31 protein-coding genes are annotated in these 25020 nt (G+C 34.6%); 19 read left to right on the forward strand and 12 right to left on the reverse strand.

Annotated features, from left to right (window positions below; translation table 11 throughout):
* Positions 1-14: 14 nt before the first annotated feature.
* The 9 genes from purH to ABXT44_RS01175 all read right to left on the reverse strand — a co-directional run bounded on the left by purH (position 15) and on the right by ABXT44_RS01175 (position 10951).
* On the reverse strand, positions 15-1556 hold the full coding sequence (gene purH / locus ABXT44_RS01135; RefSeq protein ID WP_416687406.1) for a bifunctional phosphoribosylaminoimidazolecarboxamide formyltransferase/IMP cyclohydrolase: 1542 nt from the start codon (positions 1554-1556) through the stop codon (positions 15-17).
* A gap of 48 nt (positions 1557-1604) precedes the next feature.
* Positions 1605-1835 carry a helix-turn-helix domain-containing protein gene (locus ABXT44_RS01140; protein WP_416678406.1) on the reverse strand — a complete coding sequence of 77 codons (231 nt, stop codon included), beginning with the start codon at positions 1833-1835 and terminating at the stop codon, positions 1605-1607.
* Positions 1832-2800, reverse strand: a complete 969-nt coding sequence (gene dusB / locus ABXT44_RS01145) for a tRNA dihydrouridine synthase DusB (RefSeq protein ID WP_271541251.1) — start codon at positions 2798-2800, stop codon at positions 1832-1834. Before dusB ends, ABXT44_RS01140 begins: the two co-directional genes overlap by 4 nt.
* A gap of 4 nt (positions 2801-2804) precedes the next feature.
* Entirely contained in the window at positions 2805-3302 is a 498-nt protein-coding gene (gene def, locus ABXT44_RS01150; protein WP_416687408.1) for a peptide deformylase, read from the reverse strand.
* The gene (gene nadB, locus ABXT44_RS01155; protein ID WP_416687410.1) at positions 3299-4858 is read right to left on the reverse strand and encodes an L-aspartate oxidase; all 1560 of its coding nucleotides are present in this window, start codon (positions 4856-4858) and stop codon (positions 3299-3301) included. The genes def and nadB overlap by 4 nt, the downstream gene beginning before the upstream one ends.
* 146 nt (positions 4859-5004) lie before the next feature.
* A complete protein-coding gene (locus ABXT44_RS01160; RefSeq protein ID WP_416687412.1) occupies positions 5005-7296 on the reverse strand; it encodes an efflux RND transporter permease subunit in 2292 nt (763 codons plus the stop codon).
* Between the two features lie 16 nt (positions 7297-7312).
* Positions 7313-7966 (reverse strand): protein-L-isoaspartate O-methyltransferase family protein, encoded by a 654-nt coding sequence (locus tag ABXT44_RS01165; protein ID WP_416687414.1) that lies wholly within the window; start codon positions 7964-7966, stop codon positions 7313-7315.
* A gap of 7 nt (positions 7967-7973) precedes the next feature.
* Complete coding sequence (gene lpdA, locus ABXT44_RS01170; protein WP_416687416.1) at positions 7974-9380, reverse strand: dihydrolipoyl dehydrogenase; 1407 nt, start codon at positions 9378-9380, stop codon at positions 7974-7976.
* Positions 9377-10951 carry a dihydrolipoyllysine-residue acetyltransferase gene (locus ABXT44_RS01175; RefSeq protein WP_416687419.1) on the reverse strand — a complete coding sequence of 525 codons (1575 nt, stop codon included), beginning with the start codon at positions 10949-10951 and terminating at the stop codon, positions 9377-9379. The genes lpdA and ABXT44_RS01175 overlap by 4 nt, the downstream gene beginning before the upstream one ends.
* A gap of 122 nt (positions 10952-11073) precedes the next feature.
* Here ABXT44_RS01175 and ABXT44_RS01180 point away from each other — a divergent pair, with 122 nt between their 5' ends.
* The 7 genes from ABXT44_RS01180 to ABXT44_RS01210 all read left to right on the forward strand — a co-directional run bounded on the left by ABXT44_RS01180 (position 11074) and on the right by ABXT44_RS01210 (position 15215).
* Positions 11074-11982, forward strand: coding sequence for an ABC transporter ATP-binding protein (locus ABXT44_RS01180; RefSeq protein WP_416687421.1), 909 nt, complete (start codon positions 11074-11076; stop codon positions 11980-11982).
* Positions 11983-11990: 8 nt separating this feature from the next.
* Complete coding sequence (locus tag ABXT44_RS01185) at positions 11991-12752, forward strand: ABC transporter permease (protein ID WP_416687423.1); 762 nt, start codon at positions 11991-11993, stop codon at positions 12750-12752.
* Between the two features lie 157 nt (positions 12753-12909).
* Positions 12910-13422 (forward strand): hypothetical protein, encoded by a 513-nt coding sequence (locus ABXT44_RS01190; protein WP_416687425.1) that lies wholly within the window; start codon positions 12910-12912, stop codon positions 13420-13422.
* Positions 13423-13577: 155 nt separating this feature from the next.
* Positions 13578-14084 carry a cytochrome b gene (locus tag ABXT44_RS01195; RefSeq protein WP_416652459.1) on the forward strand — a complete coding sequence of 169 codons (507 nt, stop codon included), beginning with the start codon at positions 13578-13580 and terminating at the stop codon, positions 14082-14084.
* Between the two features lie 339 nt (positions 14085-14423).
* On the forward strand, positions 14424-14792 hold the full coding sequence (locus tag ABXT44_RS01200; RefSeq protein ID WP_416687427.1) for a DUF2237 family protein: 369 nt from the start codon (positions 14424-14426) through the stop codon (positions 14790-14792).
* Between the two features lie 17 nt (positions 14793-14809).
* Positions 14810-15001, forward strand: coding sequence for a CPXCG motif-containing cysteine-rich protein (locus ABXT44_RS01205; protein WP_416687429.1), 192 nt, complete (start codon positions 14810-14812; stop codon positions 14999-15001).
* A 16-nt stretch (positions 15002-15017) separates the two neighbouring features.
* Positions 15018-15215 carry a DUF3565 domain-containing protein gene (locus tag ABXT44_RS01210; protein ID WP_416688390.1) on the forward strand — a complete coding sequence of 66 codons (198 nt, stop codon included), beginning with the start codon at positions 15018-15020 and terminating at the stop codon, positions 15213-15215.
* Between the two features lie 17 nt (positions 15216-15232).
* Here the strand turns inward: ABXT44_RS01210 and ABXT44_RS01215 are convergent, their stop codons facing one another.
* The gene (locus tag ABXT44_RS01215; RefSeq protein WP_416687432.1) at positions 15233-15532 is read right to left on the reverse strand and encodes a transposase; all 300 of its coding nucleotides are present in this window, start codon (positions 15530-15532) and stop codon (positions 15233-15235) included.
* Between the two features lie 54 nt (positions 15533-15586).
* Complete coding sequence (locus ABXT44_RS01220; RefSeq protein WP_271541271.1) at positions 15587-15832, reverse strand: hypothetical protein; 246 nt, start codon at positions 15830-15832, stop codon at positions 15587-15589.
* Between the two features lie 163 nt (positions 15833-15995).
* Here ABXT44_RS01220 and ABXT44_RS01225 point away from each other — a divergent pair, with 163 nt between their 5' ends.
* Positions 15996-16535: a lipocalin family protein gene (locus ABXT44_RS01225; RefSeq protein WP_416687434.1), complete on the forward strand. Its 540-nt coding sequence runs from the start codon at positions 15996-15998 to the stop codon at positions 16533-16535.
* Between the two features lie 56 nt (positions 16536-16591).
* Positions 16592-16870 (forward strand): hypothetical protein, encoded by a 279-nt coding sequence (locus tag ABXT44_RS01230; RefSeq protein ID WP_416687436.1) that lies wholly within the window; start codon positions 16592-16594, stop codon positions 16868-16870.
* 56 nt (positions 16871-16926) lie between these two features.
* On the opposite strand, the gene plsY is transcribed toward ABXT44_RS01230, so the two are convergent.
* Complete coding sequence (gene plsY, locus ABXT44_RS01235) at positions 16927-17508, reverse strand: glycerol-3-phosphate 1-O-acyltransferase PlsY (protein WP_416687438.1); 582 nt, start codon at positions 17506-17508, stop codon at positions 16927-16929.
* 131 nt (positions 17509-17639) lie between these two features.
* Here plsY and folB point away from each other — a divergent pair, with 131 nt between their 5' ends.
* The 10 genes from folB to hisH all read left to right on the forward strand — a co-directional run bounded on the left by folB (position 17640) and on the right by hisH (position 25016).
* Entirely contained in the window at positions 17640-17993 is a 354-nt protein-coding gene (gene folB, locus ABXT44_RS01240; RefSeq protein WP_271541275.1) for a dihydroneopterin aldolase, read from the forward strand.
* The gene (gene folK / locus ABXT44_RS01245) at positions 17993-18487 is read left to right on the forward strand and encodes a 2-amino-4-hydroxy-6-hydroxymethyldihydropteridine diphosphokinase (RefSeq protein ID WP_416687439.1); all 495 of its coding nucleotides are present in this window, start codon (positions 17993-17995) and stop codon (positions 18485-18487) included. Before folB ends, folK begins: the two co-directional genes overlap by 1 nt.
* Before the next feature lie 11 nt (positions 18488-18498).
* Positions 18499-19125 carry a thiol:disulfide interchange protein DsbA/DsbL gene (locus ABXT44_RS01250; RefSeq protein ID WP_271541279.1) on the forward strand — a complete coding sequence of 209 codons (627 nt, stop codon included), beginning with the start codon at positions 18499-18501 and terminating at the stop codon, positions 19123-19125.
* 5 nt (positions 19126-19130) lie between these two features.
* Entirely contained in the window at positions 19131-19910 is a 780-nt protein-coding gene (gene thiD, locus ABXT44_RS01255) for a bifunctional hydroxymethylpyrimidine kinase/phosphomethylpyrimidine kinase (protein WP_416687441.1), read from the forward strand.
* Positions 19907-20968, forward strand: a complete 1062-nt coding sequence (gene hisC, locus ABXT44_RS01260; RefSeq protein ID WP_416687443.1) for a histidinol-phosphate transaminase — start codon at positions 19907-19909, stop codon at positions 20966-20968. Before thiD ends, hisC begins: the two co-directional genes overlap by 4 nt.
* Positions 20961-21701, forward strand: a complete 741-nt coding sequence (locus tag ABXT44_RS01265) for a Nif3-like dinuclear metal center hexameric protein (protein WP_416687445.1) — start codon at positions 20961-20963, stop codon at positions 21699-21701. The genes hisC and ABXT44_RS01265 overlap by 8 nt, the downstream gene beginning before the upstream one ends.
* Before the next feature lie 23 nt (positions 21702-21724).
* Positions 21725-22630, forward strand: coding sequence for an aldo/keto reductase (locus ABXT44_RS01270; RefSeq protein ID WP_416687448.1), 906 nt, complete (start codon positions 21725-21727; stop codon positions 22628-22630).
* 128 nt (positions 22631-22758) lie between these two features.
* Positions 22759-23784, forward strand: coding sequence for an aspartate-semialdehyde dehydrogenase (locus tag ABXT44_RS01275; RefSeq protein ID WP_416687449.1), 1026 nt, complete (start codon positions 22759-22761; stop codon positions 23782-23784).
* A gap of 14 nt (positions 23785-23798) precedes the next feature.
* Positions 23799-24380, forward strand: a complete 582-nt coding sequence (gene hisB, locus ABXT44_RS01280) for an imidazoleglycerol-phosphate dehydratase HisB (protein ID WP_271541288.1) — start codon at positions 23799-23801, stop codon at positions 24378-24380.
* 21 nt (positions 24381-24401) lie between these two features.
* Positions 24402-25016 carry an imidazole glycerol phosphate synthase subunit HisH gene (hisH, locus tag ABXT44_RS01285; RefSeq protein ID WP_416687452.1) on the forward strand — a complete coding sequence of 205 codons (615 nt, stop codon included), beginning with the start codon at positions 24402-24404 and terminating at the stop codon, positions 25014-25016.
* Positions 25017-25020: the final 4 nt, after the last annotated feature.

Here is a 25020-nt window from a genome sequence, read left to right on the forward strand (position 1 = left end):
AATAAAGTTGTGTTTTAATGTTTGAAGTGACGAATACCCGTAAATACCATTGCTATTCCATGTTCATCAGCAGCAGCAATTACTTCCTCATCACGCATAGACCCACCAGGATGAATAATAGCACTAATTCCAGCTTCTGCAGCAGCATCTATTCCATCTCGAAAAGGAAAAAAAGCGTCTGACGCCATTACTGAGCCTTTGACTTCAAGGTTTTCATCGGCAGCTTTAATGCCAGCAATTTTAGCAGAGTAGATCCTTGACATTTGACCTGCTCCAACCCCGATCGTCATTTGGTTTTTTGCGTAGATAATTGCATTAGACTTTACATATTTAGCAACTTTCCAAGCAAACAATAAGTCGAGCATTTGTTTGCTAGTAGGCTGAATTAAAGATACGCATTTGAGATCAGAAGATTTTAAAATAACTAAATCTTTATCCTGAATAAGAAGGCCTCCAGATATTTTCTTATAGTCAAAAGCATGTTTAGCCTTTTGAAGATCACCACACTCAAGAACCCTAATGTTTTCTTTTTTAGATAGTATAGATTTAGCTTTAGAGCTGATTCTTGGGGCAATGATTACTTCAACAAATTGTTGCTTGGTAATAGATTGAGCTGTCTCTTCATTAAGTTCACGATTAAACGCAATAATTCCCCCAAATGCAGATGTTGGGTCCGTTTGATAAGCACTAAGATAGGCCAAGTGAATATTTTCCCTTGTTGCTACTCCACATGGGTTCGCGTGTTTAATAATAACGCAGCAAGGCTCTTCAAAATCTCGAACGCATTCTAATGCTGCATCAGCATCTGCCAAATTATTAAAGGAAAGAGGTTTTCCTTGGATTTGTTTACTGGAAGAAACAGATGCCTCAGTAAGGTTAGTCTCCTTATAAAATGCAGCACTCTGATGAGGGTTTTCTCCATAACGCATGGTTTGAGACTTTACATATTGCAAATTTAAAGTATTTGAAAACCCATCTTGTTCTCGTCCTAAATAATTAGCTATAGCGCCATCATATTGTGCAGTGTGTTCAAAGGTTTTTAGCGCTAGAGCTTTTCTGGTATCCAATGCAGTATCACTATTATTATTTAATTCATCTAGAATAAATTGATAATCAGCACTATCAACTATTACAGTTACTGATTCATGATTTTTTGCACTTGAACGTAGCATTGCAGGTCCACCAATATCAATATTTTCAATGGCATCATCGTGGGTACAGTTTGGGTTTGAAATAGTTTGTTGAAAAGGATATAAATTTACAACGACTAAGTCAATTGGGCTGATGTTATTTTCTAACATTACAGCTTCATCTTTACCTCTTCGAGCCAAAATTCCACCATGGATCTTTGGATTGAGAGTCTTAACACGGCCTGACATCATTTCTGGATAGCCTGTGAAATCCGATACTTCAATTACAGGGATATTATTATCTTTTAGAAGTTTGGCAGTTCCACCCGTGGAAATAATTTCGATATCTAGTGAAGAAAGTCCTAGAGCAAATTCAACTACTCCAGTTTTGTCAGAAACGCTAATTAAAGCTCGCTTAATAGACATCTTTTAAGAATTAAAATTTAGATATTTTAAGGAATTGATTATAAACTCTTACAGGTTATAAAGGCTTACTTTTTTCTTTAGGGTCGCTCTGTTTATGCCAAGGATTCTGGCAGCTTCGCTTTGATTTTGATTGACTTTATCGAGGACAAACTTAATAGTAGCTGACTCAGTTTGTTGGGTAACCATCTTAAAAACTCCATTTGATGTTTCACCATTCAAGTCCGAGAAATACTTCTCGAGACTATCTTTGATACAATCCTGTAAACCCCTTTGTGTCATATTGAATACAAAAAATCATGAAAAATTGAATATTGTTCAGAGTGATCAGACACTCTATTAATGTTTGGCCAAAATGCTGTCCCTTTTTCTTGGTCAAGGTGCATAGAATACCAAAAAATATGCTTTCTGGATAACTGTGTGCCCATTTTATGTCCATAAAAATCATGAATTTGAAGAATATGGCTCAAGATAAGGGGAATTTTTTTATCTAAAGAAGTCTCTTCTGCTTTGTTTCCTGTCTTTAAAAAATGGTTAACCTGACCAACCAGCCAAGGATTTCCTTGTGTTGCTCGACCAAGCATGATGGCATCCGCACCAGTGAAGTCTAATACATCTTTAGCTTTTTCTGGGGAGGTGATATCACCATTTGCAACAACAGGAATTGATACCATTTTGGTAATCTTTTTAACTGTATTAAATTCAGCTTCACCATTATATTTTTGTGACCTAGTTCTCCCATGAATTGCCAGCATTTGTATGCCAAACTCTTCAGCAATTTTTGCGATAATAGGGGCATTTTTATTTTCTTCATTCCATCCTGTGCGCATTTTGAGAGTAACAGGAATATCAACTGCATTAACGACAGACTTAATAATGTCTTCAACAAGTTTTTCGTTTTGCATTAAAGCTGAACCGGCAGCTTTATTGCAGACCTTTTTTGCAGGACAGCCCATATTGATATCTATAATATCTGCCCCAAAATCAACCGCTTTTCTGGCGGATTCAGCTAATTCTTCTGCCTCTGAGCCTGCTATTTGAATACTAATAGGAGATTGTTCTGACGTAAAGTCTAAACGGTGTTTGGATTTATTTGAATTAAGAAGGTGGTTTTGCATCACGACCATCTCAGAAGTTGTTAGACCAGCACCTTGTGCTCTGCATATCATTCTAAAGGGTTTATCACTCGTACCTGCCATTGGCGCAAGTAAAACTTGTGATGGAAGAGAGTAAGGGCCAATATTCATAAAATTAAAACTTTAAGGTATTTTTTTCGGCTTTCTTTTTTAGGCGTTTTTGTTTCAATTTAGATAAATGATCTACAAATAATATGCCATTTAAGTGATCCATTTCATGTTGTATACAAACTGCCAGCATCTCACTTGCATGAATTTCACACAACTCACCAAGCTGATTAAGCGCACTAACTTTTATTTCATTAGATCTTTTAACACTTTCATAGTAATTTGGAACTGAAAGGCATCCTTCCTCCCATTCAATTTCGCCATTTTTTTCAATTATTTTTGGGTTTATTAGACATAGTGGCTGGTTGCATTCATCTGAAGTATCAATGACAATGATGCGCTTATGAAAATTAACTTGGGTTGCGGCTAAACCAATTCCAGGAGCGTCATACATAGTTTCAAACATGTCTTTAACTTGCTTCTTGATCTCTGTATTAACGACGTCTACTTCTTTTGCAACCGTCCTTAAGCGTTTATCGGGGTACTTTAAAATTTCTAAAATCATGTTTTAATCATAACAGTGTTATGTATTTCGTTAAGTTGATTTGGATAATCTTGGTTAAAGTGCAGGCCTCTGCTTTCTTTTCTTGAGATGGCTGATTCTACAATAATTTTTGATGTTTGAGCTAAGTTTCTTAGTTCAATTAAATCATCAGTTATAGTATAAATGCGGTAATATTCATCAACTTCTTTGTTTATTTGTTGAATTTTTAAATAGGCTGAATTAAGTCGATTATCACTTCTGACTATGCCTACAAAGTTCCACATAATGAGTCTGATTTCAAGCCATAAGTGGGAGATTACTACTTTCTCTTTTGAAGGGGCTACTCTAGAAGCATCCCATTTTGTAATAGAAGGGAATACTTCTTCGAAGACACTTTCATTAATATGCTTGGCGCAAGATTTTGCAAAAACAATGCATTCAAGTAAAGAGTTGCTTGCTAATCTGTTGGCACCATGCACACCACTATGAGCTACTTCTCCAATTGCATAAAGGTTTTTAATATTACTTTGTGCATCTAAATTTGTATCAACTCCACCGCAGGTGTAATGAGCAGCTGGGACAACTGGCAAGGCTTCATTACATATATCAATACCTAGCTCATTGCATCGCTGTGAAATAGTGGGGAAGCGTGACTTGATCCATTTGGCATCTTTGAATGATATATCAAGATAAACGCAGTCATACCCATTAACCTTCATTTCATTATCGATAGCTCTTGCCACAATATCCCTGGGAGCAAGTTCAAGTCTGCTGTCATACTTGTGCATGAATTCTTTACCATTTGGTAGAAGAAGTTTTGCTCCTTCGCCTCTTAATGCTTCAGAGATTAAAAATGACTTAGCATGAGGATGAAAAAGACACGTTGGGTGAAATTGTGTAAATTCCATATTAGTAATATGACAACCAGCTCGATAGGCCATGGCAATTCCATCACCAGTTGAGGTGTCTGGGTTTGAAGTATAAAGGTAGGATTTTGATGCTCCTCCAGTGGCTAATATAGTTTTATGGGAAGAAAAAGTACTAACCTCTTTTGTACTTTTATTGAAAACATATGCTCCATTGCAGTTTCCATCATTAACTAGCAAGTCAACTGCTACATATTGCTCAAAAAGTGTAATATTATTTTTTTGTTTAACTTTTGCTAGTAAGTTAACTTGGATTGATTGACCAGTTTTATCAGCAACATGAGCTACTCTTTTTGAACTATGACCACCTTCAGTAGTTAGGTCGTAGTTGTTATTGACGTGTGAAAATTTTACACCAGTATTTTCAAGGTCTGAAATTGCTGAAGGAGCTTGCTCCACCATAAACCTAATACTTTTTTCACTGCCTAAGTTAAATCCAGTATTTATTGTGTCCAAAATATGTGACTCAAAGTTATCTTCTGGGTCAAGCACTGCAGATATGCCTCCTTGAGCATAATAAGAAGAGCCTTCTAATACTTTATCTTTTGCTATTACAGCTATTGAGAGCTTTTCAGAAAGCTGAATTGCATTCATCAAGCCTGCAGCTCCAGAGCCTATAATAAGAACGTCAAATTGATAATTGTTTGCCATAATTTATTGATACAAAAAGACACAAAATAAAAATTATTAAATTAATTTTTATATATAATTTCGCGTAAGTTAAAAACTACTATATTTAACTTATTTCTCCTTTTAATAGTAGACTAACCCCACTCTCTTATTCGAGGTGGGGTTTTTTATTTTATAAGCCTTTGGTTATTCATTTTGGGTTTAAAAATTATTAGTAACTTGGGAAGTAATGTTAGATTAACAATTACAGCACTCAACATAGCAGTCGCCATAAAAATACCAAAATAAATACTCGGAGTAAAGTGCGATAATATTAGTACTAAGAACCCAATTGCAACTGTGGCAGCTGTATAAAACATTGAGATACCAATAGTGCTATGCGTTCTGTACATCGAAGATAAGTAGTCACCATCCTTTAAAACCTCATTTTGAAATCTACTGATGTAATGGACTGCATTATCAATTCCGATTCCAATAGCAATGGCTGCTATAGTTATTGTCATAATATCTAGCGGTATATTTGCTAAACCCATAACCCCTAAGATTAATAGCGATGGAATTACATTTGGCAACACAGCTATAAGTGCAATTGATGCTGATCTAAATATGAATAAAAAAAGTATAAAGATAATTATAAAGACGCTAGTTATAGTCTTTATTTGAGATTTAAATAAACTTTGAAGAAGATTGTTGTAAAGTGAAAATGTCCCTGTGAAATAAAAATCTTCTTGATTAAAGTTAAAGTTTTTAATCAACTCATTATTGATGTCATTAATGAGTTGGTTTCTATTTAACCCTATTGTTGTTTCTTTAATTCTTGCTACTATCCTTATTTGGTCACTATCATCTGATATATGTGGCTTTAAAATCTGTTCTTTAGCAAATTCAGGCATATTATTTTTACCTAAAGTTAACAAAAATCCATTAGGTGTTTTGCCATTGTTTGATTTTTTAAGGATCTGCATGAATGTATCAATTGACAAAACCTTTCCAATGCTGGGTATGCCATCAAGGAACTTATGAACCTCATGGAAGTCATCCCTTAAACTTGAATCTGCCCAATATGCATTTGCAATATCATTAAAAACAATTTCCAATGGAACTGTCCCGCCCAGCTCTTTATCAATTAAGTTAAGCCCTTGATAAATCTCTGTATCTTTTTTAAAGTAGTTTATAAAGCTATTCTCTACTGTAAGTTTACTTACGCCAATAAAAGCAATAATCATAGTTAAAATGAGAGTTACTAGTATTCGCTTACCAAACTTATCTGTAATAATTGCAAATTTTTCTAATACTAAGAATTGATCTGGATGACTTGCAGTTATAGGTTTTGGTAGAAGCATCGTAAATATTGCAAAACTAATAAATGATAATACAAAAGCTATCATTACTCCTATACTCATCATTAAGCCAAAGTCAATTACAGGTTTAACATTACTTGTAGTTAATGAAACAAATGCAGCTATAGTTGTAATTACGGTGAAGGTGCATGGTTTAATCATTTCTGTCAAAGTCTGCTTTGTTAATTCTGAAGACGTTGCATCAGGATTATTGCTCGATATTTCTCTATAGCGAACCACTAAATGAATAGTTACAGATAGGGTCATAACAAGAAGAAGAGAGAAAAAATTTGCTGAAATAACGGTAACTTTCCAGCCAACAGCACTTATTACTCCAGTCATGAAAAGAGCTCCAATAATACTAATCATTATTGGAACTGCAACCCATCGAATTTTATGAAAAAAGAATGCTAGCATTATGGACATTGCCAAAATAACAGCAAGACTAAATACTATTAAATCATTTTTGATATATGCAATTGCATCATTTCTTATCATTGGAACTCCGCCCAAGAATAAGCTTGCTTCATTTCGATATTCATTCATCGTTAGACGTATGTCTTCGATTATTACTTTCAAAGTTTCTTGATTAATTAATATTTCTGGATTGTCAGTAGCAAGTGGAATTAACAACGCTGTTGTTTTTAAGTCTGTGCTAACTAGGTTGTTAGCGTAAAGTGGGCTATTTTTAAATTCATTTTCAATGTAAGACAGTTCTGCCTTGCCATTATCAATTGTATAAACATCACTCGCAAGTTCAATAAGAGAAAGAGGTGGAGATTCAAATAGAGAAACGTCAAGTATTGATATTACTGAATTAATACCTTCAATATTGAGTAAGTCATCTCTTAAGGAGCGCAGGTGAGATATCTGTTTAGTGCCAAGTATAGTTTCTTCATTAGCCGTGTAGCTAATTACTAACGATTCATCAGAGCCAAAAGTTTTTTGAGTATCAAAATAAAGTTCTAGGTTGTTATCACCCTCTAGTGATAATGACTCTGAGGAGGCATCAAGTGAGAAATTTTGAATTTGTAGAAATGTTGCTCCAATAACAATTAAAAACAGAGCTAAAGACCATGCTGGCTTCTTAATTAAGAAATTCAATAAAGAATTAAGCATATCTGCCTAGTTCAAGTTAAAAGGTAAATTTGACAGATAGCTCAGAACCTCTCATGATGTCTAAATGCGTTTCAAAAAGGGATTTGGAGTGCCATTCATTTTCATTTAGACGAGTAACAAGAGTTGCATGCATTTGGTTTTTTGATCCAACAACTACAAATAATTTTCCACCTAAATTTAGAAGTTTTTTTAAGTCTTTATTAATTTCAGGAAGAGCACATCCTAGAACAATTGCATCAAACTGTCCATTCTCAAAATTAGAAGTTAGAAAGCTTTCATGCTTAAGGGTTATATTGCTTAAATTAAGTTTATTAATCTTACTTTTTGCTAAAGCATGTAAGTCTTTATCAGCATCAATACTTATAACTGAATTTGATAGTAAAGATAGTACGGAGGTAAAGTAACCACTTCCAGTGCCAACTTCTAGAACATTTTCATGGCCTTTTAGATCAAGGCTATCTAGAATCCTACCCTCAATTTTTGGTGAAAGCATTTTGCCTACCTTATTAAGAGGTATTTCAATATCAGCAAATACTAACTTCTGATATTCTTCTGGAACAAAGTTTTCACGTGGGGTATCTGTTAATGCTTGATTTGCTCTCACATTGAGACCACCCCAAGGCCTTACTTGCTGTTCAATAACATTTTTTCTGGCTTGTTTAATATCCATATTTCACCTATTTTTTCTTTCTTGGTGGCATCAAATCTGTAATTGTCCCTTCAGCCATTTCAGCTGCAAATGCAGTCGTTTCTGAAAGAGTAGGGTGTGCATGAATCGTTAAAGCAATATCGCTCATATCACAACCCATTTCAATGGCTAAAGTAGCCTCAGAAATTAAATCACCAGCATGATTTCCACAAATACCCATGCCAAGAATCTTACCTGACTCAGCATCAAATAAAGCCTTTGATACACCTTCACTTCTTCCAATACTCAAGCTTCTTCCAGATGCAGCCCATGGAAACACACCTTTATCAAACTTAACTCCAGCTTCTATGAGTTCTTTTTCAGTTTTACCAGTCCATGCTACCTCTGGATCTGTATAAGCGACTGAGGGAATTGTAAGAGCATTAAATCCAGTTTTTTTGCCACTAATTACTTCTGCTGCAACTTTAGCTTCATGAGTGGCTTTATGAGCAAGCATTGGTTGTCCAACAATATCTCCTATAGCAAATATGTTATCAACATTAGTTTTCATTTGATTATTTGTAGCAATAAATCCACTTTTATCAATATTAACACCAGCTTTTTCAGCATCAATTAATAGGCCATTAGGGGTTCGCCCAACAGCAACTAAAACCTTGTCAAATGTGTCTGACTCTGGAACATCTTTACCTTCAAACTCAACTTTTATTCCTTTTTTTGCTGCAGTCATTTTGGTAACTTTAGTGTTTAAAAAGACATTAGCATAAGTCTTTTTTATTTTTTTAAATAATGGAGTAACAATATCTTTGTCTGCCACAGGAATAATTTGATTGCCAAGCTCAACCATAGTAATCTCACTTCCAAGGGCATCATAAATTGTAGCCATTTCGAGGCCAATAATGCCACCACCAACAACCAGCATTCTTTTAGGTATGTCATCCAACATCAGGGCATCTGTGGAGTCCATTACTCGCTTGTCCTCGAATGGAAACATTGGAAATTTTGTTACTCTTGAGCCTGTTGCAATAATACATTGCTCAAATTCAATGACTTCATCAGTCCCATCAAGTGCCACTTGATTCTTTGAAAGAAATTTTGCATAGCCCGTAATTACTTTGACTTTTCTTGCTTTAGCGAGGGCTTGAATGCCACCAGTAAGCTTACTTACTATAGCTTCTTTATTTTTTCTAACACCATCAATATCTATTTTAGGGCTTTTAAAAGTAACACCAAGTTCATTTGCATGCTTGGCTTCGTTGATTACTTCAGCAGTATGAAGAAGTGTTTTAGAAGGAATACAGCCCACATTTAAACAAACCCCACCAAGAGTTTTATGACTTTCAATTAAGGTAACTTCATTACCTAAGTCAGCCGCACGAAAAGCAGCTGTGTACCCGCCTGGACCAGATCCAATAACTAAAACTTTAGTTTTAATCATAATAACATCTCCATAATATTGCTAAGAACTTGATTTAGTTCAGCCATAAACTTCGCTCCCTCTGCACCATCTATAACTCTGTGATCATATGAAAGTGCGAGTGGAATCATTGCCGTAGGCTCAAAAGAAGTCCCATTCCAAACTGGCTTTATTTGTGTTCTAGAGACTCCTAAAATTGCAACTTCAGGTGAATTAATAATTGGCGTAAATTGGGTCCCACCAATTCCACCTAAGCTTGAAATCGTAAAGCCCGCACCTTTCATTTCGCTTGCCTGTAATTGACCCTCTCTAGCTCGTGAAGAAATATCAGCAAGTTCTTCAGCGAGTTCAACTAATGATTTTTTACCCACATCTTTTACAACTGGAACCAGCAAGCCATTTGGCGTATCAACTGCAATACCAAGATTAAAGTATTTTTTTACTATTAAATTTTCACCACTCTCATCTAAAGAAGCATTAAAGTTTGGATGACGTTTTAAAACTTGAACGACAGCCTTCATAATGAAAATTAGGGGACTTAATTTAATATTTCTTTCTTTTTGATGTTTGCGAAATTTCTCTAATTGCTCAATATTGACTTCATCAAATTGAGTGACATGAGGTATTGAGCTCCAACTACTTGAGAGGTGTTTTCCGGATATTTTCTTAATTCTAGATAATGGAACTACCTCTACTTCATTATCAGTATCTCCATTAATAACTATTTGTTTTACAAAAGACTTTAAATCTTCCTCTAAGATCCTACCTTTTTTACCTGTACCTTTAATCTTTGATAAGCTAACTCCAAGTTCTCTTGCTAATTTTCGTATAGAAGGAGAGGCGTGAGAATTTGAATCAGTATTTAAAGAAATTTCTTCTTTAGGGTCTTCAGTTATTGAGCTTGAAACACTTGGTTCTTCAATCTCAATATGTGAACTACCTGTTACTTCTGAATTGCTAGGAGCAGCTGTTTTATTTGAAGCTTCTTCTTCAGGTTCAGAATCACTCTCAATGGTGAGAATGAGCTCGCCTTTAGCTATTTTATCTCCAACTTTTACTTTAAGACTGGCTACCTTTCCTGGAAAGGGCGCAGGGATTTCCATTGTAGCTTTGTCAGTTTCTAATGTAATAAGACTGTCATTTTCATTGACAGTATCTCCAACTTTCACTAAAACTTCAATAACATCAACAGAGTCAAAATCACCTATATCTGGTAACTCGACATTTTTTTGTGAAGTATTAGATTGATTACTTGAACCCGTTACTTCTGAATTGCTAGGAGCAGCTGTTTTATTTGAAGCTTCTTCTTCAGGTTCAGAATCACTCTCAATGGTGAGAATGAGCTCGCCTTTAGCTATTTTATCTCCAACTTTTACTTTAAGACTGGCTACCTTTCCTGGAAAGGGCGCAGGGATTTCCATTGTAGCTTTGTCAGTTTCTAATGTAATAAGACTGTCATTTTCATTGACAGTATCTCCAACTTTCACTAAAACTTCAATAACATCAACAGAGTCAAAATCACCTATATCTGGTAACTCGACATTTTTTTGGGTTGGCATATAGACTATTAAATAGCTTTGTATTTTAAGCATGTAATTATCCCAAATTTAGCTTGTGAAGTGGGATAAATATGAAAATAAATTTACATGTCAAAACTAATTTATTTTTATATAATAAGTTAATTATTTTTTTATAATCTAAGTAAGATAATTTTATGACATTAGCACTTTCCACAGATAATCTAACCAAAATATATTCTAATAATCTTGAGGCACTGAAGGGTGTAAATCTAAGGGTAGAAAAGGGTGATTTTTTTGCACTTTTAGGCTCTAATGGCGCTGGAAAAACTACGGCAATTGGAATTATTTCAGGCTTGCTAAAGAGCACCTCTGGTGAGGTAAAGATAAATGGTCTAGATCAAAATAAACATGCAAATGAAGTAAAACAAATGATTGGCTTAATGCCTCAGGAGTTTAACTTTAATCCCCATGAGCCTAATATGGAAATTCTTATGAACCAAGCTGGTTACTTTGGAATTTCTCGCGCAGAAGCTAAAATTCAAGCTGAAGTTCTTTTGAAAAAGATGGAGTTATGGGATAGACGATTTGATGTTGCTCAATCCCTATCTGGTGGTATGAAAAGGCGACTGATGCTGGCTCGAGCATTGATGCATAAACCAAGCATATTAATTCTAGACGAGCCAACTGCAGGAGTTGACGTTGAAATTCGTAAATCAATGTGGGATTACTTAACTCAGCTTAATAAAGAGGGTATGACAATTATATTAACTACTCATTATTTGGAAGAGGCAGAATCTTTATGCAGGAATATTGCAATTCTTAATGATGGCGATCTTGTTGAGCAGACTAATATGAAGAAGCTTCTTTTAAAAGCGAAGAGGCAAGTACTAATTCTAGACACTATCGAAAAATTGACAAACAATGTTTCTATCACTAATTGTGATTGTCTAGTAATAGATGACACTACTTTACAGGTTGCACAAGGAGAAAATACTTCAATCTCAGATGTAATTTTAAGTTTGTCAGCTCAAAATATTAATGTGTCCCACCTTCGTAGTTCACAAAACCGCTTAGAAGCTTTATTTTTATCAATTACTAGTTAAATATTATTATGTGGATTGCTTATAAAACCATTGTTACAAAAGAGATACTAAGATTTGTAAGAATTTGGATTCAAACGATAATTCCTCCAGTTATTACAACCTCACTCTATTTACTAATATTTGGTGGTTTAATGGGTGGGAGAATTGGTCAAATGCAGGGCGTTGATTATCTGAATTTTATAGTTCCTGGAATTATTCTTATGACAGTAATTATGCAATCTTATGCGAATACAGTTTCCTCATTCTTTATGACTAAATACAATAATAGCTTTGAAGAGTTATTAGTTTCTACAACTCCTAATTGGGTTATTTTATTAGGCTTTGTGAGTGGTGGTGTTTGTAGGGGGCTAACTATTGGTCTTGCAGTAACCTTTACAATATCATTTTTTGTTGAAATTCAAATTCATAGTTTTATAGTTATAGGTACAACCTTTCTTATAACGTCAGTTATGTTCGCTTTAGCTGGCTTTATAAATGCAGTTTTTGCCAAGACTTTTGATGATATTTCAATCGTTCCAAATTTCGTTTTGCTTCCATTAACGTATCTTGGCGGTATGTTTTATAGTATTGATATATTGCCTAGCTTCTGGAGGAGCGTATCAATTTTTAATCCAATTTATTATATGATGGATGCTTTTAGAATGGGATTTTTAGGTATTGGCTCTGTTGAATTATGGAAGGCTTTTTTAGTGCCTTGTATTATGATTATTATTTTGGCATTAATCGCTAATAGGCTTTTAAGTCGAGGTGTTAGTATAAAGACAGAATAGGCAGAATGCTCTACAGACCCTATTGCGAAAAGGTTTTAAAGTATTTGTATATTAAATGTATATTAAAAGTATTAATATAACCCCTCACACACATCTAACGAAATTTGGACTTTAATTTAAGTTAACATATAACCATATTTTTTTAGGAGAGACTAATATGGCTCGATCAAAACATGTGGATTTAAATGTTTTAAGCTTCTCAATCTATGCGATTGCCATTATTACATCAGGTGCTTACCTGGGTAACTTAATCAATATGGGGGTGGTACATGCGGCTTTCTGGTTAACCTTAGAGCCAGTTGCATTCATGAATGACTTCGCAGGTAAATTTGATTTGCTTTTGATGACTCTGCCATTAACGTTTTTACCTAGCTTACTTGCAATAATTTTTGCTATCTGGAGCACATGGAAAACTATACTCGCTCGAAATTATTGGCTTTGTGCGCTTGTTCTATCTTTGATCGGGCTTGGCCTATCTGCTGTCTACTTTATACCAATGAATAATGGGTTTGTTGCGCAATCATTTACACCAGAAGAGGCTCGTGTAAATCTTGAATTCTGGTACAACTTACATTGGGTCCGAGTTGCACTATCTGCTGTGTCTTGCCTGTTTACGCTCTTGGCATTCAAAGCTACGGTAAATGCTCACCACCAAATAATCCAAAGTTAGAATTGGTAATGGCAATTCAAAACCTTATGTAAGGTTTGAGATGTAATGGTCGAATGAGGTCAATGAACTTAGTTACACATTAATTAACCCTCCCTCGCACATCAAACGAAATTTTAAATATAATATCGAATTCATTTTTAAATACTTTTTAACTAATGAATCTAAAAACAGAGAGTATTAATAAAAATTTTAGTTCTTTTGCAAAACTACTGCATTGGGGTTTTGTATTATTATTTCTTTATGGTTTACTAAAGCAAATAGACAGTATTAATCAATTAGAAGATGAAAATCTATTAATGTTCGAAATAATATTTGCTTTAGCATTTTTATTATTACTCATTATTCGCTTTGTTTATATGAAAACCACCCAACAGTCATCAATACCAGAACACACATCTAAATCTCAAAAATTAGCAGCTAAAATTGTTCATTATGGAATGTATATATGCCTTGCATTAATTCCATTTACTGGATTAATAATTGGCTGGTTATTTTGGTTAGATTTAAAGGATGGGTTTTTAATTAATTCAGTAATTGCAACTCATGAATTTACAGTATCAATTATCTATTGGCTTATTGGATTCCATATTGTCGCTGCAACTTATCATCGCTTAAAAAAAGACGGAGTTTGGTCCTCAATGGTGCCGTTTTGGAAGGAATAGACTGAGAAAAACTACTCAATTAAATGTGAGTCAGTTCTGACCTTCTTTTAAATAAAAAATGTATATTAAAGTGTATATTAACGAGAACTTTAGCCCACTACCTAAAAGGAAAAATAGTCATATGTATATTAAATGTATATTAAAGATATGTTGTACCTATGCGTTTTAGTAGGGAAGTGAGTATAAAGACAGAATAGGCAGAATGCTCTACAGACATTATTGCGAAAGGTTTTTCAAGTATTTGTATGTTAAATGTATATTAAAAGTACTAATCTAACCCCTCCCACATCAAACGAAATTTTAAATATAATGCTGACTTTGTTTTAAATACTTTTAACAATGGATGAATCAATTAACGTGTTTGGTGAAAAATTAGAAATCTGTGGCATGGATCCAGTTACTGGATTCTACAGAGATGGTGAGTGTAATACCTGTAAAGATGACTCTGGCTCTCATACAGTTTGTATTGAAACTTCGCAGGAATTTTTAGACTACACAAAATCGCAAGGAAATGATTTATCTACTCCTATGCTGGATTATGGCTTTGAAGGCTTAGAACCAGGTGATAGTTGGTGTGTATGTGCTGGGCGTTGGTTAGAAGCAGAGAAAAGTGGCATGGCACCAAGACTGAATTTACAAAGTACGCATATAAGAGCATTGGAAATAATTCCAATGGAGCTTCTCAAAAAATATGCAGTAGATGAGTAAAATGGAGAATTTAAAAAATGACACATAAAGTGATTACCTGTTTTTTTTGTTTTGAGCAGTTTGAAGTTTCATTAGAAATTGGCCCATCTTTTATTGGTAATGACGTTGAGATTTATGACTGTGAGATATGTTGTAATCCAAATAAACTCGAATATGAAGTTTATGATGGTGAAATAATCATAAATAATGTTGGTGATGGAAATGAATAAATTCATCTAATCTTTTATTGAAAAAATAACTGGCTTTCATCTAGACGAAGATAATCACTGGGTAGCAGACTTATCTTGTGGCCACACTCAGCATGTCAGGAATAATCCACCTTGGCAACAAAGAGAATGGGTTTTGTCAGATAACGGACGTAATGACTTTATAGGATTTGAATTTGAATGTAAGTCTTGCAGGGATGAGTATGACTTTCAATAAGACTGAAATTGCATAGATTAATAATTAACCATACTCTTTTTCTTATCAGGTATCGCTTCTGGAATTAATGATGGATCAGGTGAAGGAAAGACAGTTCCATTTTCACCCTCAGAAGAATCAGATTCTGGCAAAGTTGAAACCTCAATGCCTCCGTAGCATAATATTTCTCTCTTATCTACTTCATCTAGAATATTTTTTGGGGTTGAAGATGATTCCATCCATCCACAAAGATCATCATTAGACCAATCATCAAGATAACCTGCATGTGAAACATTTAACAAGCTAGTAATAAATAAAATTGAAATGAGTTTTTGCATAAAAAATCTTTAGCAATGTGCCCAATTAAATTAGGGCACATTTAAAATTATAGTTTAGACATCTAGCAGTCTTAGAGCGCCATTAAGATAAACTTCAGACATCCCATGATCTCCAGAGCCATGTGCTTTGACACCTTCTTCATGAAGCATAAGTGCAGCAGTAATTAAAGTTGCATACTTTGCTTGATCTAATGTTGCAATTTTATCTTCAACTTGTGATGTTAGCATTGGGCATGCTCCAGCAAAAGCCATAGAAGGCAAAAGTAAAACTATAAAAGTAAGAGAGAGTATTTTTTTCATGTCATCATTCCTAAGTTAATATAAAGGAAAGACATTCTACAATAAAATTATTCACTATAAAGCCTTTCATAATAGGGATTATTATGAAATATTTTTTTATAAATTATGAAATAACGAGAACTAGAATGCACTACCTCAGTTCAAGTTGATATAAAATAATAGAATGAAAAAACTACTCTTAATCTTATTGATATCTCTTGGTTTAATTGGGTGTACTAGTAACCAAATTTTTGTTGGCAGTTCACCAGAGCCTATGCCAGTGGTAGACTATGTCGACCTTGATCGGTTCATGGGCGATTGGTATGTAATTGCTACTATCCCAACGTTTCTCGAAAGGGACGCCTACAATCCCATTGAAACCTATAAGCGTGATAATGATGGAAGTATTGCAACGACCTTTACTTTTAATAAAGGAAGTTTGAACGGTCCAACTAAGATATATCGACCTCGTGGATTTGTTAAAGATAAGCGCACCAACGCGATTTGGGGTATGCAGTTTGTCTGGCCAATAAAGGCGGATTATAGAATTGTGTATTTAGATGATACCTACCAACAAACCATTATTGGGCGAACCAGTCGAGACTATGTATGGATTATGGCACGAACGCCAACGATTTCCCAAAAAGACTACTCAAGCTTGGTGGCTCGGGTAGATTCCCTTGGGTATGATCTAGATGATTTGCAAAAAGCAACTCATAAATGAGTTACTGAATCAATAGTATTTTTGTAAGGAGAAGTTTTTAGTTAGGAGAAGTAAGAATGGCAAAGTATGGAGTTATCTTAAAGTTGAGTTATAAAGGAAAGGCTATTGAAGAGGCAGATGTGCCTATCATTGTTGATGCTCTAGACCTAGAAGAAGTATTACGCACCCTAGAAGAAGATATGGAAATTCAAATTGAACTAGAAGATTTTGCAAATCAGAATTATGGGGAACTTGAGTTTGATGCTTGGAAACCTATAAAGATTTTCCAATTTACCTTGACGGAAGATGGTGATATAGATGAAGATAATGAGCCTAATGTTGTTTGGGAAGTATGAAAAAAATATTAGTCAATAATTCATGACCACACCTCATACCTCATAGAGGACTTTAGCTATGACCCAATAGCTCCCTCATCTCCACTCATAATTCTTTTAATATTTTCGCGATGAGTAAAATAAATAAAAAGATTTATGAGAAAAATTACTAGAGTGGCTTTAAAGTTATGAGTGGTAATAAAATAAAAATATACAGGAGAAAGTAATGTAGCAGTTAACGCTGCAACAGATGAAATTTTTATTACTTTTGCAACGAAAAGCCAGATAATTGAAAATGTTAATCCCACAAAGAAGTTTAAACCTATTAATCCTCCAAGGTAAGTTGCAACACCTTTTCCTCCTTTGAAACCATAAAAAATTGGAAATACATGCCCAAGAAATGCACAAAGTAAAATGATTGTCAGCTCAAATAAACTAAAGCCCAAATAATGAGCCAGAATTACCGGTAAAGTTCCCTTTAAGCCATCAAACAACAGAACGAATGCGGCTATTTTTTTACCCCCTATACGAAGAACATTAGTAGCACCAGGGTTTTTAGAGCCTTTAGTTCTTGGGTCTGGGAGGCCCATAATCTTACAAATAATAATAGCGCTTGAGATTGAACCAAGCAAGTAGCTAGCAATTAGAAAGTAAAACAAGTAGTTCTCCTGATTTTGACCCTAATGAATTTTAGGACTATTTATAAATTATATCAATGAAAACATTTTATTGTAGCAATCAAAGGATTTCTCAAAGGTATCATAATAGTTTTTTTTAGGGTAGATTAAATATGGATATTGTTTTTGTTCAGGGTCTTAAAGTAGATACAGTTATAGGCATTTATGATTGGGAAAGAAAAATTCGCCAAGACATAATATTAGATATAGAGATGTCTTCAGATATTGCTAAAGCAGCAGCTACTGATCATATTGATCAGGCTTTAAACTATAAAAATATTTGTAAGCGTATTATAGGTTTTGTGAAAGAGTCTGAATTTCAACTAGTTGAAACCTTGGCAGAGAAAATTTGCCAGATTATTCTTAATGAGTTTGATGTTAGTTGGGTTAAATTAAAACTAAACAAAGGAGAGGCAATTACTGGCGCTGAAGGTGTTGGTGTAATTATTGAGAGGTCAGCTGGCTAATGAGCTTACTGCACTTTAACATTGGCTCAAACCAAGATAGACGAAAAAATATTCGTTTAGCATTGGATAGTCTTGAATCAAACTTTACAGAAATTACTATGTCATCACTCTTTGAGAGTCCCTCCGAAGGCTTTGTTGGGAGTAAATTTTATAATATTGGCGTTAATGTTGAAACAGATAAAAATATTAATGATGTTGTAAATATTTTGCATGATATTGAAAATACCTTGGGTAGGGATCGTAACTTACCAAAGTTCTCTTCTAGAATAATAGATTTAGATCTTGTTTTATATGATGATGTCATTGACGATAAATTAAATATTCCTCGACGCGATATTTTAAAGTATGCTTTTGTTTTAGCACCTCTTGCAGAGCTTAATCCAAATGGTATTCATCCTCAGGAAAGAATTTCCTATTTGGATCTTTGGAAGGAGTTCCAATCAAGCAAGGAATTTGACTTAAACCAGTATAATATTGATAAACTTTTTGATTAATGAGTACAAATATGAAAAAAATAACAGCACTATCTTCTCTGATCATTCTTTCAGTTTTTGTGTTTTTTACAAACACCACTCAAGCAGAATTTGTTGCTGGTAAAAATTATATTGTCTTAGATAAGGCAATTGAAACTGAGACTGGCAGTCAAGTGGAAGTTAGAGAACTTTTTTGGTATTTTTGTCCTCATTGTTTCACTGTTCATCCTTTGCTAGATAATTGGTTAAAAACAATGGATAGTTCTGCTCAATTTATTCTTCAGCCGGCAGTTTTTCCAGGTTGGGAGTATGGAGCTAGTTTTTACTATATTCTTGAGGAATTAGGCGAAGTGGATAGATTACACGGAGCCCTATTTAATGCAATCCATATTCAAAAATTACAGTTTAAAACACAACAAGACTTTGTTGCATGGCTCGCTTTTAATGGAGTAGATGAAGAGAAGGCAAATAAAGTTTATAACTCCTTCCCAGTAAAAATTGCTGTTAATAAGGCAAAGGCTAATACTTATAAATATCGTATTCCTGGAGTCCCAGCTTTTATTGTAAATGGCAAGTATATGGTTAATGGAACCAGTGCTGGAAGTTCTGAGAAAATTTTTGAAGTAATTGACTATCTAATTCAAAAAGAATCTCAATAATAAATATGGTTAGGCTTGAAGCCGATTCAGTTTTATTATTTTCGGGGCTAGACCCATCTGGAGCAGCAGGGGTTTCAGCGGATATTGAAACAATAAATCAATTTGGAGTGACTCCACTTCCAATAATTACTACGCTTACTGCTCAAAATACTCAGCGAGTTCTATCTCTTGAGCCAACAAAAAATAGCCTTTTAGAGTTGCAGTTTAAGTTAATTGATGAGGATATTAGTTTTAATACAGTCAAAATAGGACTACTAGGCACATCGTCACAAGTTAAAACTATTTCAAAATTGCTATCTAATAAGCAGGGACTAAATATCGTTCTTGATCCAATAATAAGTTCGAGTACAGATGATATTCTAAGCAGCAAAGAGATGATTGATGCCATGAAGAATGAGCTCATCCCTTTGTGCTTAATAGTGACACCTAATTTAGCTGAATTAAACGCTCTGGCTCCTGGACTCAATGAAGAGTCAGCAATATCTAGTTTAAATTGCCCTTGGGTACTTTTAACGACTTCTGATAGCTCTGAAATTCAAGTTGAACATCGTTTATATCATAATGCTAATTTGATAAGTAAATTTACCTATAAGAAATTGACAGGCCAGTATCATGGTTCTGGATGCACATTATCTAGTGCCATTGCAGCTTTGCTGGCAGATAATGTACCTGTTGAAGATGCCTGTAAAAAGGCTCTTGACTATACCTACCAATCTTTATTAAGCGCTAAAAAGGTTGGTAAAATGCAGTATCATCCAAATAGAACTTTTCCTAAACAATTATGACCTTTATTGATCAATGGCTAAGATCTGATATTAGAAATATCAATGCTTACCATGTTCCTTCTGCAAAGAATATGCTCAAGATGGATGCAATGGAAAGTCCATTTGGTGTTCCTGAAGAATTAAAAGATGAATTCTTAGAGTATATATCAAGATCAGAAGTAAATCGCTATCCAGATGCAAGTGCTGAAGAACTTCAAGTTACTCTAAGAAACTTAATGGGCATCCCAAAAGATTTTGGCGTGCTTCTTGGAAATGGCTCAGATGAGTTAATTCAACTATTGTCACTAGCCTGCAGCAGTGGTGACTCGATAATGAGCTTTGAGCCAAGTTTCGTGATGTACGAACTGGTTTCAAAATTTGCACAATTAAATTATCATGGAATTCCATTGGATGAGAATTTTGATATTGATTTAAACGCTACGATATTAGCTATTAAAACTAAAAAACCAAAGTTAATTTTTATAGCTTATCCAAACAATCCAACTGGAAATGCTTTTGATTATGATGTGATTAGAGAAATTATTCAGTCTACTGATGCTTTAGTGGTTCTTGATGAAGCTTACTATGCATATTCGGAGCGAAGTTTTTTGACTGAAATTGACAATTTTTCAAACCTAGTGGTACTTAGAACCATTTCAAAAATTGGTTTTGCAGGCTTAAGACTTGGTTTATTAGTCGGAAGCGAAGAAACTATTGAACAATTAAACAAATTACGGCTTCCATATAATATAAATATTTTGACTCAGGTGAGTGCAAATTTTTTACTTAAAGATAGTCAGCGTATTATAAGTAATGCCAAAATAATTATGAATGAAAGGGGCCGACTTTATGACGAGCTTTCTTTAATTCCAGGACTTACTGTCTATCCATCTCAAACTAACTTTCTTTTAGTAAAGTCTGACAATGCAAAATCTTTATTAGAATCATTAAAAGAAAGTGGAATTCTTATAAAGGGTTTTGCAATTGGTTCGCAATTAGAAAATTTCATACGCATCAGTGTTAGTGAAGCAAAAGAGAATAATGTTCTTTTAGAGTGCATCAAGGATTACTATGGTTAATCGTGAAGAGTTAAAAAATTACTGTAATACCTATCTTGATATTGATAAATTTAAGGATTATTGCCCTAATGGACTTCAGATTGAAGGTTCATTAAATATCACTAAAATTGTAAGTGGTGTTAGTGCTAATCTAGAGCTTATCGAGAGAGCTATTGAAGAAAAAGCAGATGCTATTTTTGTTCATCACGGTGTTTTTTGGGATAATGAATCAAAAACAATATCTGGCGCAAAGAGAGCTAAGATTGCTTTATTGCTTAAACACAATATCAATCTTTTTGGTTTTCACCTTCCCCTTGATGACCACGATGAGGTTGGAAATAATGTCGAGCTTGGAAGGCGCTTAGGGATAAAAAATATGGAGCCTGTTGTAGGGGGTTTGCTATGGCAAGGGGAGCTAAACACTAATATAAGTGATTTTTCAAAATTGATTGAAGAAAAACTAGATAGGGCGCCTCAAGTATTTGGCAAACAGAGTGGGAAGATTAAAAAAATTTCTTGGTGCACGGGAGCTGCTCAAGGTTTTATTGAGGATGCAATCAATCTTAACGTCGATTTGTATTTGAGTGGAGAAGTGTCAGAAAAGACCCCTGCAGTTGCTAAAGAAAACAATATTACATTTATTTCTGCTGGCCATCATGCGACAGAAAGATATGGGGTGCAGGCTCTATGCAAACATCTTTGTTCTCAATTCAAATTACAACACCACTATATTGAAGTTGATAATTCTGTTTAATCTTATTACTATTTGGAGTTAGTATGGAGCGGTTAAATTTTTCTAGTTCTTCTAACTTTAGTCGAATCATTTATGGGATGTGGCGTTTAGCTAATGACGCTAATACATCAACCAAACATATTAGTAACAAAGTTAATTTATGCTTAGATCAGGGAATCACAACGTTTGATCAAGCTGCAGTATATGGTTTGTATACTGCAGAAGGCTTATTTGGAAGTGTTTTGAAGGAAACTCCATCCTTAAGGCATAAGATTGAAATCGTATCAAAATGCGGCATAGTAAATCCCTCTGATAGATACTCTAGTGCAACATTTAGTCATTATGACACTTCAAGAGAGCATATCTTTGACTCTGTTGATGCATCTTTAAAGAATATGTCTACAGATTATCTAGACCTATTATTAATCCATCGACAAGATCCTTATATGGATCATCTTGAGACTGGAAAGGCATTAGATGATCTTGTTTTGTCTGGAAAAGTAAAGGAAGTGGGCGTCTCAAACTTTAAGCCTTGGGATTATAGGTTGTTGCAGTCAGGTATGAAAAGCCCATTGATAACAAATCAAATTGAGATGTCTTTAGCTGCAACTGATGCGTTTACAAATGGAGATCTTGCTTTTCATCAAGAGGAAAAAACAACTGTAATGGCTTGGTCACCACTTGGGGGTGGGAAATTGATGAGTAATAATGGATTACTTGGCAAGGCACTCGCAAAGATTGCAGCTAATCAAAATGTTGATATGGCAGCTGTTGCCGTTGCGTGGATATTAGCTCATCCAGCCAAAATTTGCCCTGTAATGGGTACAAATAATTTAGATAGGATTGCAAAAATTTCTGATGCAATGAAGGTTAAGATGGATCGTGAGACTTGGTTTGAGCTTTATACTGCATCATTTAATGATGGTGTTCTGCCATGGCGCCTTCCTTAATTTATTTAAAATAACAATACTTTGACTTGGCTGAATGAAATAAATATCCTAAAGTATTGAATATATTTATGAATATTAGTCCCAGTCCTTCGTATAATCTATAGTTTTTTTAGTTTCTTCAAATTATTATGAGCAAAAAATATAACATTGCTATCGTTGGCGCAACTGGTGCGGTTGGGGAAACATTGATCTCAATTCTTGATCAAAGAAAATTTCCTATTGAAAATTTGTACCCACTAGCATCCAAACGCTCCGCTGGAAGCAAGGTTTCATGCCAAGGAAAGTCATGGATTGTTGGGGATCTAGATACTTTTGATTTTTCTAAAGTTCAAATAGGTATATTTTCTGCTGGCGGCGATATTTCAGAAAAATATGCGCCAATTGCTGCTGCACAAGGGTGCATTGTAATTGATAACACATCTCACTTTAGAAGGGATGATGACATTCCGCTGGTTGTTCCAGAGGTTAATCCTCACGCGATAGCTAATTACACTAATCGAAATATTATTTCTAATCCAAACTGTTCAACAATTCAGATGCTCGTTGCTTTAAAGCCGATATATGATGCTGTTGGAATCTCTAGAATTAATGTTGCAACATACCAAGCGGTCTCTGGAAGTGGAAAAGAAGCGATTACTGAGCTTACTAATCAAACTGCTAATTTATTAAATGGTAATGATGTAGAGGTAGATGTTTATACCAAACAAATTGCTTTTAATGCTATTCCACATATTGATACATTTCAAGATAATGGATATACAAGAGAGGAAATGAAAATGGTTTGGGAGACTCAAAAAATATTTGAGGATGATAACCTTCTTGTTAATCCTACTGCTGTAAGGATTCCAGTAGTATATGGCCATTCAGAAGCTGTTCATATCGAGACTAAAGAAAAAATTACTGCGATTGATGCTCGAAACTTACTTGAAAAAGCAGAAGGTGTCATTGTTATGGACGAAAGAAAAGATGGTGGATATGCAACACCTTTTGTTGAAGCAACCAATACTGACGCTACATATGTAAGCAGAATTAGGGAAGATATCAGTCATGATAAAGGTTTAAATTTATGGGTTGTGTCAGATAATATTAGAAAAGGGGCTGCTCTTAATAGTATTCAAATAGCTGAAATACTCATCAGAGACTATATTGCTTAAGATAAAATCAAATTATGATTACTAAAGAACGTAAGACAAATGAAACTGACATAGCCGTTAGTCTAGAGCTATATGGAAGTGGAAAAGCTGAGATTGAAACAGGCGTTCCATTTTTAGATCACATGCTAGACCAAATTGCTCGCCATGGGTTAATGGATATTTCAATTAAATGTGATGGTGATAATGAAATAGACGATCATCATACGGTTGAAGATGTTGGAATAACTTTTGGACAAGCGTTCTTTGATGCTGTAGGTGATAAAAAAGGATTGACGCGTTATGGCCATGCCTATGTTCCTTTAGATGAGGCATTATCAAGAGTAGTTATAGATTTATCTGGCCGACCTGGGCTGGATCTTGGGGTTAAATTTACAAGAGATAGGGTAGGTACATTTGATTTAGATTTAATTAGAGAATTCTTCCAGGGTTTTGTAAATCATGCCCTAGTTACTCTCCATATTGATAATTTGAAAGGCATAAATTCTCATCACCAAGCAGAAACTGTTTTCAAAGCTTTTGGAAGAGCGCTTCGAATGGCTGTGACTCCAGATGAGAGGCAAGCAAATACAATCCCTTCGACCAAGGGCTCACTTTAGAAGACAATTAGGAAGAGCAACATGCAAACAATTGCAATTGTTGACTATGGAATGGGAAATGTACGTTCTGTTCAAAAAGCTATTGAGCATGTGGCGCCAAATGATAAGTGCCTTCTTACTAATAATCCAAAAGTCATAAGAGATTCTGACCGTGTTGTTTTTCCAGGACAAGGGGCGATGGGTTCGTGCATGAGCGCTCTTGCTTCAAATGAACTAATTGATGAAGTTAAATTAGCTTCGAAATCAAAACCATTTCTTGGAATATGCCTTGGTTTGCAATTATTATTTGACTATAGTGAAGAAAATAATACAACTGAAGGGCTTTCAATAGTTCCAGGAAAAGTCATAAAATTTCAAAATAGTGATCTTAAAATACCACATATGGGTTGGAATAGAGTAAATCAAGTAAAGAATCACCCACTATGGCATAAAATTGACAATAACAGTCGCTTTTATAGTGTGCACAGTTATTATGTAGAAGAGGTCGATGAAAGTTGTGTTGCCGGAACGACAGATTATGGACATACTTTTACATCTGCAATTGCAATCGATCAACTCTTTGCCGTGCAATTCCATCCAGAAAAGTCACAAAGTGATGGGCTGCAACTACTTAAAAACTTTACTAATTGGTCATAGTAAA

This window comes from Candidatus Pseudothioglobus sp. Uisw_041 (genome assembly GCF_048087625.1).
Taxonomy (GTDB): domain Bacteria; phylum Pseudomonadota; class Gammaproteobacteria; order PS1; family Pseudothioglobaceae; genus Pseudothioglobus.